Genomic DNA, 13,452 nt, shown 5'->3' on the forward strand with positions numbered 1-13,452 from the left:
ATTATGACAACTGTCGCAGTGCGACAAATTTCCCTTGACGCCAATTGTCGGTGGGGGCCACTATGGTTGAGCTGTCTTCGAACTCCAAGAGGAGAAGCTCATGACCGTAGCGCCGGACGCTCTCGGTACAGACGAAAAAGCAAGTCCCGCAAAAGATTCCGCGACTCCAGCAAAAGACTCCAGGCGCTGGTTCGCACTCGCCGTGATCGCGATGGCGCAGCTCATGGTGGTCCTGGACGCCACGATCGTCACCATTGCCATGCCGTTCGCGCAGCAGGATCTGCACATCAGCGACGGTGACAAGCAGTGGATCTTCACCGCTTACACCCTGATTTTCGGTGGCCTGCTGCTGCTCGGCGGCCGCCTGGCGGACTACCTGGGCCGCCGCCGCATCCTGATGGTCGGCCTGATCGGCTTCGCCGCCGCCTCCGCGCTGGCCGGTCTCGCCCAGAACCAGGCCGAACTGTTCGCGGGCCGCGCGCTGCAGGGCGCGTTCGGTGCGCTGCTGGCCCCGGCCGCCCTGTCGCTGGTGTCGGTGACCTTCACCGAGGCCAAGGAACGCGCCCGGGCCTTCGGCGTGTTCGCGGGTGTTTCCGCGGCCGGCGCCGCGCTCGGCCTGATCGCGGGCGGCGCGCTCGTCGAGTACGCGGACTGGCGCTGGTCGCTGCTGGTGAACACCCCGGTCGCGCTGCTGGCGCTGGTCGGCGCGTTCGCCTTCGTGGTCAAGGATGTGCCCGCACCCCGCACCGGCGGCTACGACCTGCCGGGCGCGATCACGGTCACCCTGGGCCTGATCTCCATCGTGTACGGCTTCAGCCGGGCGGCCGAGGACGGTTGGACCGCCACCACCACGCTGGCCCTGTTCGTGGTGGGCGTGGCGCTGCTGGCGGCCTTCGTGGCCATCGAACGCCGCACCGCGAATCCACTGCTGCCGCTGCGTATTCCGGGCGAGATCAACCGCGGCGGCTCGTATCTGATCGCGCTGCTGGTGCCGATCGCGATGTTCGCCATGTTCCTGAACCTGAGCTTCTACCTGCAGATCGTGGAGCACTACTCGGCGCTGAAGACCGGTGTGGCGTTCCTGCCGTTCCCGGCCGGCATCGTGGTGTCGGCGGGCATCGCCTCGACGGTGCTGCCCAAGATCGGGCCGCGGCCGCTGATGCTGGCGGGTTCGGTGCTGGGCGCGGCGGGCCTGCTGTGGCTGTCGCGGCTGGAATTCGGTGACAGCTACGCGAGTGGGCTGCTGCCCGCCATGATCCTGATCGCGCTGGGGATGGGCTTCCTGTTCGTGTGCATGCAGACCACCGCGCTGCATCAGGTCGACGACGAGGACTCGGGCGTGGCCAGTGCGCTGCTCAATGCCGCGCAGCAGGTCGGCGGTTCCATCGGCACCGCGTTGCTGACCACCATTTCGGTGCAGGTGGCCGAGCGGTACGTGCGCAACAACGGGACCATCGACCATGTGCTGGAGCGGGCCTCGATCCACTCCTACGACATCGCGTTCCTGATCGGCGCGGGCTTCTTCCTGCTCTGCATTCCGATCGCCGCGTTCATGATCCGGGACAAGCCGCAGAATCTGCTCGAGGGCGACGAGCACGTCGTGCACGTGGGAGTCTGACCGGCGAAAAGATATATCTGGCCTTGTGAAGGTCAGAGGCGAAGGCCGTGGCCGCTCGCATTCCGCAAGGGTCGGGAATGGGGTTGCCGCGGCCTTCGGCATTTCGCATGCTGGAAGTGCGGAAAGTCACCCGAAAAGCTACTTATCGGTAACCGCACTGAATTCCCGCACAGCGGGGGCCGCCCGCGCGGTGAGATCGATAGCAGCAGTACGCTTGTCTTGCTTGACGCCACAGCGTACGTGGACTTGGCACCACAGGTCCCGTGCCGAGCGCCATGCGTATACGTTGTCTGTTGAACAGCTGGGGTCCGCTACAAGCGGTGCTCACCGGCCGTGCAATGGGAGCACCACCTTCCTAGGAGGACACGAAGATCCATGTCCAAGATCAAGGTTGAAGGGACTGTCGTCGAGCTCGATGGCGACGAGATGACTCGGATCATCTGGCAGTTCATCAAGGACAAGCTGATCAATCCGTATCTCGATGTGAACCTCGAGTACTACGACCTCGGCATCGAGTACCGCGACAAGACCGATGATCAGGTGACCATCGACGCCGCCAACGCCATCAAGAAGCACGGCGTGGGCGTGAAGTGCGCGACGATCACCCCCGACGAGGCGCGAGTCGAGGAATTCGGGCTGAAGAAGATGTGGCGGTCGCCCAACGGCACCATCCGCAACATCCTCGGCGGCACCATTTTCCGCGCGCCGATCATCATTTCGAACGTGCCGCGTCTGGTTCCGGGCTGGACCAAGCCGATCATCATCGGCCGCCACGCCTTCGGCGACCAGTACCGTGCCACCGACTTCAAGGTGCACCAGGCGGGTACCGTCACCCTGACCTTCACACCCGAGGACGGCTCCGAGCCGATCCAGCACGAGGTCGTCCGCATGCCCGAAGAGGGCGGCGTGATCATGGGCATGTACAACTTCCAGGAGTCCATCCGGGACTTCGCGCGGGCCTCGCTGAACTACGGCCTGCAGCAGAACTACCCGGTGTACATGTCGACCAAGAACACCATCCTCAAGGCCTACGACGGCATGTTCAAGGACACCTTCCAGGAGGTGTACGAGACCGAGTTCAAGGACGAGTTCGACGCGGCCGGTCTCACCTACGAGCACCGCCTCATCGACGACATGGTCGCCTCCGCGCTCAAGTGGGAGGGCGGCTACGTCTGGGCCTGCAAGAACTACGACGGCGACGTGCAGTCCGACACCGTGGCGCAGGGCTTCGGCTCGCTGGGTCTGATGACCTCCGTGCTGCTGACCCCGGACGGCCGCACCTGTGAGGCCGAGGCGGCGCACGGCACCGTGACCCGCCACTACCGCCAGCACCAGCAGGGCAAGCCCACCTCCACCAACCCGATCGCCTCGATCTTCGCGTGGACGCGTGGCCTGGCCCACCGCGGCAAGCTGGACAACACCCCCGAGGTGATCGGCTTCGCGCAGACCCTCGAGGACGTGGTCATCAAGACGGTCGAGTCCGGCCAGATGACCAAGGACCTCGCGCTCCTCGTGGGCGGCGACCAGGGCTACCTGACCACCGAGGAGTTCCTCGGCGTGCTGGACGCCAACCTGGCTCGCGAGCTCCGCTAGCGAGAACTTTCGACGCGCCGACGAACGTGAACAGCGCGAAGCGGTGAGATGGGGGCCGGGACCACAGTCCCGGCCAGTACATCGACCGCGCCACAACGGGCACCTGCCTCCACCGGAACCGGTGGATGGGCGGGTGCCCGAACTGTTTTCCGGGGCTGGTCGGTCATGAAACCGTCACGGGCCGATGGAGAGAATCGGTTAACGCGCAGCGACGCCGACCCAATGACCTTGGTGTTATTCGGGATCGGTCGCGATGGCGCGACGGTGAAGGAGGAGACATGTCGGGGCTGGGGAATGATCTGCGCCAGGTGGTGCGTGGCCGGGTGCTGATGCCGGGCGAGGACGGGTTCGAATACGCGAGCACGCCGTGGAATCTGGCCGTGCGGCAGCAGGTTTCGGCGGTCGTGGAGATCGCCGACGCGGCCGATGCCGCGGCGCTGGTGCGATTCGCGGCGGCGGCCGAGTTGCCGTTGAGCACGCGGGCCACCGGTCACAGCCCCTCGGCGGCGGCCGACGGGACCGTGCTGGTGACGACGGGTGCGCTGGACGGCATCGAGATCGACGCCGCCGCGCGGGTGGCGAAGGTGCAGGCCGGGGCGGCTTGGCAGCCGGTGCTGGAGCAGGCCGCCGCGCATGGATTGGCCGCAGCCTGCGGCAGTTCCGCGGTGGTCGGGGTGACCGGGTACACGCTCGGCGGCGGTGTCGGCTGGTTCGCGCGCAGCCGCGGCTACGCCTCGGATGCGGTCCGGGCGCTGGAGGTGGTGACCGCGGACGGCGATCAGCGCCGGGTGACCGCGGATTCAGATCCCGACTTGTTCTGGGCACTGCGCGGCGGCGGCGGTGATTTCGCGCTGGTCACCGGCCTGGAGTTCGAATTGTTCGACGCGCCAGAACTTTTCGGCGGCCGCCTGCTGTGGCCCGCCGAGCGGACCGAAGCGGTGATCGCCGCCTTCCATCGCGCCACCGCGGAAGCCGAAGAGGGACTGAGCCTTTGGCTGACGCTCATTCAATTCCCGCCGTTCCCAGAGCTTCCCGAGTTCCTGCGCGGGCAATCCATGGTGGCTATCGATGTGGTGGCGCTGGGCGCGGTCACGGCCCCGCTGCGCTGGTTCGACGGAATTCCGGGCGCGGTGCTCGACACCCGGCGGCCGCTGAATGCCGCGGAGGTGGGCGGCGTCTGCATGGAGCCGACCGATCCCAGCCCGGCCCGGGTGCGCGCTGAACTGCTCACCGAATTCTCGCCGGAGGTCAGCGACGCGCTGCTCGCCGCAGCCGCGCCGCAGGGGAGCGTGGGCCCGCTGGCACTGGTGCAGGTCCGGCATCTGGGTGGCGCGCTGGCCCGACCCGCCGCCGACGCGGGCTGTGCCGGGTCGATCGCCGAGCCGTATCTGCTGTCGCTGCTCGGGCCCGCGCCGACACCGGAGTTCGAGGCGGCGGTGGCCGGGCGGGCCGCCGAGGTGGCCGGGGCGATGCGGCCGTACCTGAGCGGGCGGAAGCCGTTCACCTACTTGGATTCCGGGGAGACGCCGGACGTGGTCTTCGATACGGCGACGCTGGCGCGGCTGCGGGAGATCAAGGACCGACGCGATCCCGACGGGTTGTTCCGGAGCAACTACCCCGTGGCCCCGGCGCTGGGTGAGGCCGATCCCACCCGGGTCGAGGCGCCCGCAACGGTCTGACAGTCGGTTGCGGGGGAGTGGCCCGCAGCATGATTCGGCCCGGCCGGTGAGTGAAATCACCAGGCCGGGCGGTATCGCGATGGTTCGACACTGTGTTGCGCTTGGTTGTGCCCGAATCCGTCTCCACCGCCGCCCTCGCGACCACTCCCGCCGCGATGAACCGCGCCCCCGCGCCGGAGGTGGAGCCGCGCACCAGCTGGCACGTGCCCGCCATGCTGGCGCTGGCCCTCGGCGGATTCGGCATCGGCACCACCGAATTCGTGACCATGGGCCTGCTGCCCGATATCGCGACCTCCATGAAGGTCTCCGAACCGACTGCGGGACACATTGTTTCGGCCTACGCGCTGGGCGTGGTGGTCGGCGCGCCGGTGATCGCGGCGCTGTGCGCCCGGGTGCCGCGCAAGCGTCTGCTGATGGCCCTGATGTTCGCCTTCGCGCTGGGCAACGCGGCCAGCGTGATCGCCCCCAACTTCGCGACGCTGACGGCGGCCCGCTTCGTCTCCGGCCTGCCGCACGGCGCCTACTTCGGTGTCGCGTCGCTGGCCGCCGCGTCGCTCGCCCCGGTGGGGCAGCGGGCCAAGGCGGTTGCGGCCGTTATGCTGGGCCTGAGCGCCGCCAATGTTGTCGGCGTTCCCGCCGCCACCTGGCTGGGCCAGAATCTCGGCTGGCGGGACGCCTTCATCGTGGTCGCCGTGATCGGTATCGCCACCGTCGCCGCCATCGCCCGCTTCGTCCCGGAGCTGCACGGCATCCGAATGACCGACCCCCGAACCGAATTGACGGCCCTGCGCCGCCCCCAGGTCCTGCTGACCCTCCTGGTCGGCGCCATCGGCTTCGGCGGCATGTTCGCCGTCTACACCTACATCACCACCACCCTCACCGACGTCTCCGGCCTCCCCATCGCCCTGGTCCCCGTAGTCCTGGCCCTCTTCGGCCTGGGCATGGTCGCCGGCAACATAATCGGCGGCGTCCTGGCCGACCGAGGCGTAGACCGAGCCATCTTCGCCTCCATGCTCGCCATGGTCGTAATCCTCGCCGCCTACGTAGCCGCAGCCCACAACCCCTACACCGCCGCAATCGGCGCGTTCTTGATCGGCGCATCGGGCGCCTCCCTCGCCCCGGCTCTCCAAACCCGCCTCATGGACGTAGCCCACGACGCCCAAACCCTCGCCGCCGCCCTCAACCACGCCGCCCTCAACATCGCGAACGCGGCGGGCGCCTGGCTCGGCGGCCTGGTAATCGCCGCGGGCCTGGGCTACACCGCCCCCGCCGCAGTAGGCGCAGGCCTCGCAGTCCTCGGCGTCGTCCTCTTCACAGTCACCGTCTTCGTCAGCCGCTCAGCCTCCCACCCGGCCGCCTGATTCCGGGTTCGCGTAGTCGTCATGCCGGATGGCGGCGGCCCACAACTGGTCGCGGATTCGCGCGTAATGACGGGTAAAGAATCCGGCGCATGCTCTCGGGGCAGCCACCGAATGTCCTCTCCCGCAGCCACGTTCCCGGCCGTGATAGCGATCGCGAACCGGATGTAGTCCGTGTGCGGCTCAGTCACCACCCGCACCCGTTGCACCGTTTTCCCATTTCGAGTGACCTTCCGCATCAGGTCGTACCACTGCGCGGTGAACGCCGGGTCGAGCGGTTCTCCGGCCAGGTACCGCCGCAGCGCCTCCCCGGTTCAGGCAATTGTGGAGTGGTTCGCCTTCCGGCGGATGCCCAGGGACCGACGCTCGCCGGAGTAGAACAAGATCAGGGAGCTCTCAAGGTTGGGAATCGGACGAATTTCCGGCGTGAGAGCTCCCTGATCTTGTTGAGAGGGTGGTGTAGCAGGAGGATTCAGCGGGAGGGGAGAGTGCGGGAGGCGGGGCGGAGGGACCAGGAGGCGACTACCAGGGCGAGGATGGTGCCGGTGGCGATGAGGTGCATGCCGGCGGTGCCGTTGTCGTGTTGGACGAGGTGGGAGATGAAGGCGCCGGACATGTTGAAGAACATTCCGGCGTAGGCCCATTCCTTCACGCGAGGGAAGCCGGGGGCGAGGATGGCGGCGCTTCCCAATACCTTCCAGGTGGCTATGAGGGTGAGGAAGTAGGTGGGGTAGCCGAGGATGGTGTGGGTTTCGAGAGTTCCGTATTGGTGGGTGAATTCGCCGAAGGCGCCGCTGGTCATGGTGAAGGCCAGGGTGAGGGTGGCGGCCCAGTAGGCGTAGGTGCGGAGGCGGGCTCGGGTGGGGGCGGTCTGGAGCGAGGGGGTGTGCGCGATGGCGGTCATATCTTCTCGACCGATGGCGGGGAGGAAGTGTGACAGCGGTTCGAGCCGCCCTGTCACATTCCTTCGATGCGCGCGGTCGAGGTAGTGAATCCGCAACAGCGACCGGAAGCGAGAAGACGATGACCCTGCAGGCGAACACCATCATGCTGGCCGTCGAGGACATGGAACGTTCCAAGAAGTTCTATGTCGGACTCGGGGCGAAGCTCGGCCAGGACTTCCCGAACTTCGCCGCGTTCGAACTCGGCGGCGGTTCGGGATTCGGCATCTACCCGGTGGCCGCGGCCGCGGCCGACGCGGGAGTCTCGCCGGAGGGCAGCGGTTTCCGCGGCGTCTCGTTCCACCACATCGTCGGCACCGCCGCCGAGGTCGACGAGACCATCGCCACCGCACTCACCGTCGGCGGCTCGATAGTCAAGGAAGCCGCCCCCGCCCAGTGGGGCGGCTACTTCGGCTACCTCGCCGACCCCGACGGCTACCTGTGGAAGATCGCCTCCGCCGCCTGAGCCGCACACGGTCCGGGGCCGTCACCGGCGACTGGTGACGGCCCCGGACTTCGTGCGCGCCTAGTAGGCGAGCAGTCCCTTCGCGACGTGCGTCACCTGAATCTCGTTGCTGCCCGCGTAGATCATCAGCGACTTGGCGTCGCGGGCGAGCTGTTCGACGTGGTACTCGGACATGTATCCGTTGCCGCCGAAGAGCTGCACGGCGTCCATGGCCACCTCGGTGGCGACCTCGGAGCAGTACAGCTTCATGGCCGATGCCTCGGCCAGCGTGGGCGGCTTCCCGGCTCGGGAGCGTTCCAGCGCGTTGAACACCATGTTCTGCACATTGATTCGCGCCACCTCCATCCTGGCCAGTTTGAGCTGCACCAGCTGGAAGCGCCCGATCTCCTGGCCCCACAGCTTGCGCGTCTTGGCGTAATCCACGCAGAGCCGGTGGCATTCGTTCACGATGCCGAGCGCCATGAAGGCGACGCCGATCCGTTCGGCGGTGAAACTCGAACGGGCGCTTTCGCGTCCGTCGCCGCCCTCGTGTTGTTCGGTCTCGCCGAGCAGCCGGTCGCGGCCCAATCGCACATTGTCGAAGAACAGTTCGCCGGTCGGTGAGGCGTGCAAGCCCATCTTCTTGAACGGCTTGCCCTGGGTGAAGCCCTCCATGCCCTTGTCGAGCACGAAGGTCAGCACCTTGCGTTCCCGCTTGTCAACGCCGTCGCCCTCGTCGAGCTTGGCGTAGACGACGACGGTGTCGGCGTAAGGGCCGTTGGTGATGAAGGTCTTCTGACCGTTGAGGATGTAGTCCTCGCCATCCCGCCGGACATAGGTCTTCATCCCGCCGAACGCGTCCGAGCCCGAGTCAGGTTCCGTGATCGCCCACGCCGCAACCTTTTTCATGGTCACGATGTCGGTCAGCCAGCGTTCCTTCTGCGCCAGCGTCCCGCGCGAGAGAATGGTCGTGGCCCCGAGCCCGATGCTCACCCCCATGGCGGTGACCAGCCCCATGCACACCCCGGACAGTTCGCTGACCAGCACCGCCATCAGCGATTCCTGCCCCGCGAACGGCCCGCCCTCCCCGGAGGACTTCTTCTCCGGCAACGGCTCACCCGCGGCGATCGCCTCCTCCCGCTTGCGCTGCTTGGCAAGCAGTTTGGTGACCGACTCTTCGCCCAGTGCGTCGATCCCGAACTCGGAGAACAGCTTCCGAATGATCGGGTACGGCAGCATCTCCCCGGAATCGAGGGCGTCCAGATGCGGCCGCACCTCCTTGTCGATGAAGCCGCGCACCGCCCCGCGAATCAGCTCATCGGTCTCGGACCATTCGAACATCGTTGTCCGCCTTCCTGATTACGGCAGTCGCCCGGCGATATCGTCGATGGACCACGGGCCTTCGGTCTCGATGGTCTTCACGTCGTGCCACCCCGCCAGTTCGGAGATCGCGCCGCCCTGCACCGCGAACACCTTGCCGGTGATCGGGCACTTCTCGGTGGCAAGATACGCCACCAGCGGGGAGATATTGGCCGGACTGAAGGCATCGAATTCGCCTTCTTCTAGACCGGCCTGCTGGGCCGCCATCATCTCGCCCATGCCCGGCGTCGCCAGGGTGAGGCGGGTGCGGGCGATGGGCGCGATGGCGTTCACGCGCACGCCGTAGCGGGCCAGCTCGTCGGCCGCCACCAGGGTGAGCGCGGCGATGGCGGCCTTGGCCGCACCGTAATTCGCCTGCCCGGCATTGGGCACCGTGGTGCCCGACGCCGACGCGGTGTTGATCACCGCGGCGGCAGGCTGATTCCCCGCCTTGGACTGATCCTTCCAGTACGCGGCCGCGTGCCGCAGCACCGCCGCGTGCCCCTTGAGATGCACGGCCACGACCGCGTCCCACTGCTGCTCGTCCATGCCCGCGATGAACGCGTCGCGCAGGATGCCCGCGTTGTTCACCACCACATCCAGCCGCCCGAACTCCGAAACGGCCTGATCCACCAGGTTTTTCGCGCCCTGCCAGTCGGCGACGCTGTCGGTGTTCGCGATCGCGCGCCCCCCTGCGGCGACGATCTCGTTCACCACCTCGTGCGCCGGGCCGGTGTCCGTGCCCTCACCGGCATTGCTGCCGCCGAGGTCGTTGACCACGACCGCCGCACCTTCCCGCGCGAACAGCAGCGCGTGCTCGCGGCCGATCCCCCGACCGGCCCCGGTGATGATGGCGACCCGTCCGTCGAGTGCACCCATGAATGTCTCCTCAGTTGTCCAAGATTTCGGCGAGGCCGTCGCTCAGCACGGTGTCGTCACCGCGCACGGTCCGGAAGGCATAGGTGGTGACCCCGGTACTGCTGCCGACCTTCCAGATCTGGGTCTCGAGGTCGTCGTTGGGGAATACCATTTTGGAGAAGCGCACCGAATAACGTTGCAGCCGAGCCACATCCGATCCGGCAACCTGCGTGAGCACACCCCAGGACGACATCGCCATGGTGCAGAGTCCGTGCGCGATGATGCCGGGCAGCCCGGCGTCCTTGGCGACCTGGTCATCCAGGTGCAGCGGCACCGGATCCCCGGACGCCGGGGAGTACCGGTAGGTCTGGTCGGCGTCCACGTGCGCGGTCGCCGTGGCCAGCGGCTCCCGCTCCAGCAGCGCCGCATCGAACCGGTGCGGCGGGGCCACATCGCCGACCCGCTCGCCCGCGTCGACATTGCGGAAGAACGCGGTCAGGTACTGCTCGTTGACCAGTTCCCCATCGTCCGAACGGCATTCGAGGAGAATGGTGATGGTCGAACCATTCTCCTTGCCCTCGAATCCGATGGCCTTGGCCCGCGACACCAGTTTGTCCCCCGGCCGGATCGGCCGATGGAAGTGGAAGTCCTGCTCCCCGTGGACGACCCGCCCGAAGATGTTCATCGGGGCCACCTCGATGACCGGCACCATCATGGCGTCGAACACCGGAACGATCGCGAAAACCGGCGGTGCCACATCGCCTTTCAGGTGCGCGGGGATGGGATCGTTGGTGGCCGCGGCGTATTCGGCGATCCGCTCGCGGGTGACCTCGAAGGGCTCCTCGTCGGACCATTTGTTCAGGCCCGACGCGTCGAATTCGACTGCCGTCGAGGTCATTTCAGGCCGCCGTGGCGAGCGCGTCGAGCGCGGCGAGAGTTTTGTCCAGCTGCGTGAGGCCATCCTTTTCCACCGCCTTGCCGAGCGCGCCCTTGATCAGTGCGCCCTCGAAGTCGCCGGAGACCGAGAACTTGCTGCCCTCGCCCTCAGGGGTGATGTCGAAGGCGAACTGCACCTTCACGCCCGCCATGCCGGTGCCGCTGAGCACCAGGCGATTCGGGGTGTCGACGCTCTCGACCACCCACTCGATCTTGTTGGCCATGCCTAGCATGACGATCTTGGCGGTCAGCTTCGCGCCCGGGGCCAGCACGGCCGGCGGCTCCTCCATCCAGCGCTCGTGGATGGAGAACCACTTGTCCCAGGTCTGCGGGTCGGAGACCACGGCCCACAGGCCGTCGGGAGTGGCGTTGAGATCCTTGGACGCTTCGATGTGTCCCATTTGATTACCTCTTGAAGTTCCCGCGATCCCGGCCTGGCCGGGATCGCGGATTGGGATGGAAAGGGAGAGAGATCAGCGGTCCGCGCGCTGGTAGGCGGTGACGACGGCCGCGCCGCCGAGCCCGATGTTGTGCTGGAGGGCGGCGGTCACATTGGAGACCTGCCGCTTGTCGGCGGTGCCGCGCAGCTGCCAGGTGAGCTCGCTGCACTGCGCCAAACCCGTTGCGCCCAAAGGGTGTCCCTTGGAGATGAGCCCGCCGGAGGGGTTCACGACCCACTTGCCGCCGTAGGTGGTCGCGCCGGAGTCGATGAGGTGCCCGGCCTCGCCCTCCTTGGCCAGCCCGAGCGCCTCGTACAGCAGCAGCTCGTTGGCGGAGAAGCAGTCGTGCAGCTCGATGACCTGAAAGTCCTCGGGTCCGAGACCGGCCTGCGCGTACACCTTCTCGGCCGCTTGGACATTCATGTCGTAGCCGATGAGGTTCTTGGCGCTGCCGTCGAAGGTGGACTGGAAGTCGGTGGTCATGGCCTGCCCGACGATCTCCACGGCCTGCCGCGACAGGTCGTGGCGGTCCACGAATTCCTCGGAGGCGAGGATGGCCGCGCCGGAGCCGTCGGAGGTCGGCGAGCACTGCAGCTTGGTGAGCGGGTCGTAGATCATGCGCGAGCCCAGGATGTCGTCGAGCGAATACTCGTCCTGGAACTGCGAATACGGGTTGTTCACCGAATGCTTGTGGTTCTTGTACCCGATCTTGGCGAAGTGCTCGGCGGTGGTGCCGTACTTCTTCATGTGCTCGCGCCCGGCCGCGCCGAACATCCACGGCGCCACCGGGAACAGCACCTCGGAGATCTCCGCGAGCGCCATGATGTGGCGTGCCATGGGCTGTTCGCGGTCGTCCCAGGTGGAGCCGAGCGAGCCCGGCTGCATCTTCTCGAAGCCCAGCGCCAGCGTGCAGTCCGCCAGCCCGCCCCGAATCGCCTGCGCCGCAAGGTAAAGCGCGGTCGAGCCGGTGGAGCAGTTGTTGTTGACGTTGACCACCGGGATGCCGGTCATGCCCAGCTCGTAGACCGCGCGCTGGCCGGAGGTGGATTCACCGTAGACGTAGCCGACATAGGCCTGCTCGACCTCGCGGTAGTCGATCCCGGCGTCCGCGAGGGCCTTGGTCCCCGATTCGCGAGCCATGTCCGGGTAGTCCCAGGCGCTGCCGTCTTCGTTCTTGCGCCGCCCCGGCTTCTCGAACTTCGTCATGCCGACGCCGACGACGTAGACCTTGTTCGTCATCGAACTCCTCACATAGGGGTGTAGAAACAAACATACAAAGCTGTATGTAAGTCGGCAAGAGGGTGCGCGGAATCCCGGTCGAGATGACAAGATCAAAAGGTCGGCGCTGGGCAGCCGCACATACAGCCGCGTCGGTATCAGGCGGCGGTGTGGAGAGTTCAGTCCGTGATGCGGAGGTCCGGCATGCCGGAGTCGGCGGCCAGGCGCAGCTGAGCCGAGGCGCGCAGCCAGCGGCGGTGGGCCCGCTCGGGATCGGGGGAGATGAAGCCGGTCATCAGGATTCCGCGCAGGGTATCCATGGCGGTGTAGGCGAAATCGCGAACCTGCTTGCGGTACAGCTCGTTCGGCACCAGCTGCGCCACCGCGAGCAGCACCGCGTTATTGACGAACGGCTCGACCTTCGCCACCTCCGCGGCCAGCGCCCGATCGGTCCGGCTGGCCACCCACAGTTCCAGGGCCGCGATGAACAGCGGACCCTGATGCAGCTCCCACATGAATTCCAGTGCGGTGCCGAGCGGATCGTCGCCCGCGCGCACCCGGTTGAGCTCCTTCATGGCCGCCTCGGTTCGGCGCTGCGCCAGATGACTGACGGCCGCGACCACCAGGTCGTTCTTGGAACCGAAGTGGTGCACCTGCGCACCCCGGGTTACCCCCGCGCGCTCGGCGACCCGAGGCGTGGTGGTACCTGCGTACCCATATTCGACGAGGCATTCGATGGTGGCGTCCAACAGCCGCGTACGCGTCTCGCTGCTGCGCTGCTCCTGGGTGCGGCGCGGCTGTTTCGAGACGGCGGAGCTGGTCATGTGAGGATCTTACACTTACATACACCCGTGTATGTTCGCGCCCGAATTGCGGGCCGCACCCCGGCCCGCAACCGCGGCGACGCCTAGGTTCTGGTTAATAGTCGTGGTTTTGCTGGAAACGGATGGTCTTCTTTCCATAGGGCCGATGATCGTTGCTTGTCGGTGGGGTGCTGTATGAACACT

At 66.8% G+C, this 13,452-nt stretch carries 13 protein-coding genes; 5 read left to right on the top strand and 8 right to left on the bottom strand.

Annotated features, from left to right (window positions below):
* The first annotated feature begins 211 nt into the window (after positions 1–211).
* The 4 genes from ACAM49_RS06860 to ACAM49_RS06875 all read left to right on the top strand — a co-directional run bounded on the left by ACAM49_RS06860 (position 212) and on the right by ACAM49_RS06875 (position 6,251).
* Positions 212–1,618, top strand: a complete 1,407-nt coding sequence (locus ACAM49_RS06860; RefSeq protein ID WP_369634640.1) for an MFS transporter — start codon at positions 212–214, stop codon at positions 1,616–1,618.
* A 375-nt stretch (positions 1,619–1,993) separates the two neighbouring features.
* A complete protein-coding gene (locus tag ACAM49_RS06865) occupies positions 1,994–3,211 on the top strand; it encodes an NADP-dependent isocitrate dehydrogenase (RefSeq protein WP_369634594.1) in 1,218 nt (405 codons plus the stop codon).
* A 278-nt stretch (positions 3,212–3,489) separates the two neighbouring features.
* A complete protein-coding gene (locus tag ACAM49_RS06870; RefSeq protein WP_369634595.1) occupies positions 3,490–4,890 on the top strand; it encodes an FAD-binding oxidoreductase in 1,401 nt (466 codons plus the stop codon).
* A gap of 155 nt (positions 4,891–5,045) precedes the next feature.
* The gene (locus ACAM49_RS06875; RefSeq protein ID WP_369634641.1) at positions 5,046–6,251 is read left to right on the top strand and encodes an MFS transporter; all 1,206 of its coding nucleotides are present in this window, start codon (positions 5,046–5,048) and stop codon (positions 6,249–6,251) included.
* Here ACAM49_RS06875 and ACAM49_RS06880 read toward each other — a convergent pair.
* Positions 6,146–6,550 (bottom strand): DUF6879 family protein, encoded by a 405-nt coding sequence (locus ACAM49_RS06880; RefSeq protein ID WP_369634642.1) that lies wholly within the window; start codon positions 6,548–6,550, stop codon positions 6,146–6,148. The two genes, ACAM49_RS06875 and ACAM49_RS06880, sit on opposite strands and share 106 nt — an antisense overlap.
* A 170-nt stretch (positions 6,551–6,720) precedes the next feature.
* On the bottom strand, positions 6,721–7,152 hold the full coding sequence (locus ACAM49_RS06885; RefSeq protein ID WP_369634596.1) for a DoxX family protein: 432 nt from the start codon (positions 7,150–7,152) through the stop codon (positions 6,721–6,723).
* Between the two features lie 119 nt (positions 7,153–7,271).
* Here ACAM49_RS06885 and ACAM49_RS06890 point away from each other — a divergent pair, with 119 nt between their 5' ends.
* Positions 7,272–7,655, top strand: coding sequence for a VOC family protein (locus ACAM49_RS06890; RefSeq protein ID WP_369634597.1), 384 nt, complete (start codon positions 7,272–7,274; stop codon positions 7,653–7,655).
* A 60-nt stretch (positions 7,656–7,715) separates the two neighbouring features.
* Here ACAM49_RS06890 and ACAM49_RS06895 read toward each other — a convergent pair whose 3' ends face one another.
* The 6 genes from ACAM49_RS06895 to ACAM49_RS06920 all read right to left on the bottom strand — a co-directional run bounded on the left by ACAM49_RS06895 (position 7,716) and on the right by ACAM49_RS06920 (position 13,269).
* Positions 7,716–8,975: an acyl-CoA dehydrogenase family protein gene (locus ACAM49_RS06895; RefSeq protein ID WP_369634598.1), complete on the bottom strand. Its 1,260-nt coding sequence runs from the start codon at positions 8,973–8,975 to the stop codon at positions 7,716–7,718.
* Positions 8,976–8,993: 18 nt separating this feature from the next.
* Positions 8,994–9,872 carry an SDR family oxidoreductase gene (locus ACAM49_RS06900; protein ID WP_369634599.1) on the bottom strand — a complete coding sequence of 293 codons (879 nt, stop codon included), beginning with the start codon at positions 9,870–9,872 and terminating at the stop codon, positions 8,994–8,996.
* 10 nt (positions 9,873–9,882) lie between these two features.
* Positions 9,883–10,749, bottom strand: a complete 867-nt coding sequence (locus ACAM49_RS06905) for a MaoC/PaaZ C-terminal domain-containing protein (RefSeq protein ID WP_369634600.1) — start codon at positions 10,747–10,749, stop codon at positions 9,883–9,885.
* A gap of 1 nt (position 10,750) precedes the next feature.
* The gene (locus ACAM49_RS06910) at positions 10,751–11,188 is read right to left on the bottom strand and encodes an SRPBCC family protein (RefSeq protein WP_040804814.1); all 438 of its coding nucleotides are present in this window, start codon (positions 11,186–11,188) and stop codon (positions 10,751–10,753) included.
* 72 nt (positions 11,189–11,260) lie between these two features.
* The gene (locus tag ACAM49_RS06915; protein WP_369634601.1) at positions 11,261–12,466 is read right to left on the bottom strand and encodes a lipid-transfer protein; all 1,206 of its coding nucleotides are present in this window, start codon (positions 12,464–12,466) and stop codon (positions 11,261–11,263) included.
* A gap of 158 nt (positions 12,467–12,624) precedes the next feature.
* On the bottom strand, positions 12,625–13,269 hold the full coding sequence (locus tag ACAM49_RS06920) for a TetR/AcrR family transcriptional regulator (RefSeq protein WP_369634602.1): 645 nt from the start codon (positions 13,267–13,269) through the stop codon (positions 12,625–12,627).
* Positions 13,270–13,452: the final 183 nt, after the last annotated feature.

This window comes from Nocardia sp. JMUB6875 (assembly GCF_041154655.1).
Taxonomy (GTDB): domain Bacteria; phylum Actinomycetota; class Actinomycetes; order Mycobacteriales; family Mycobacteriaceae; genus Nocardia.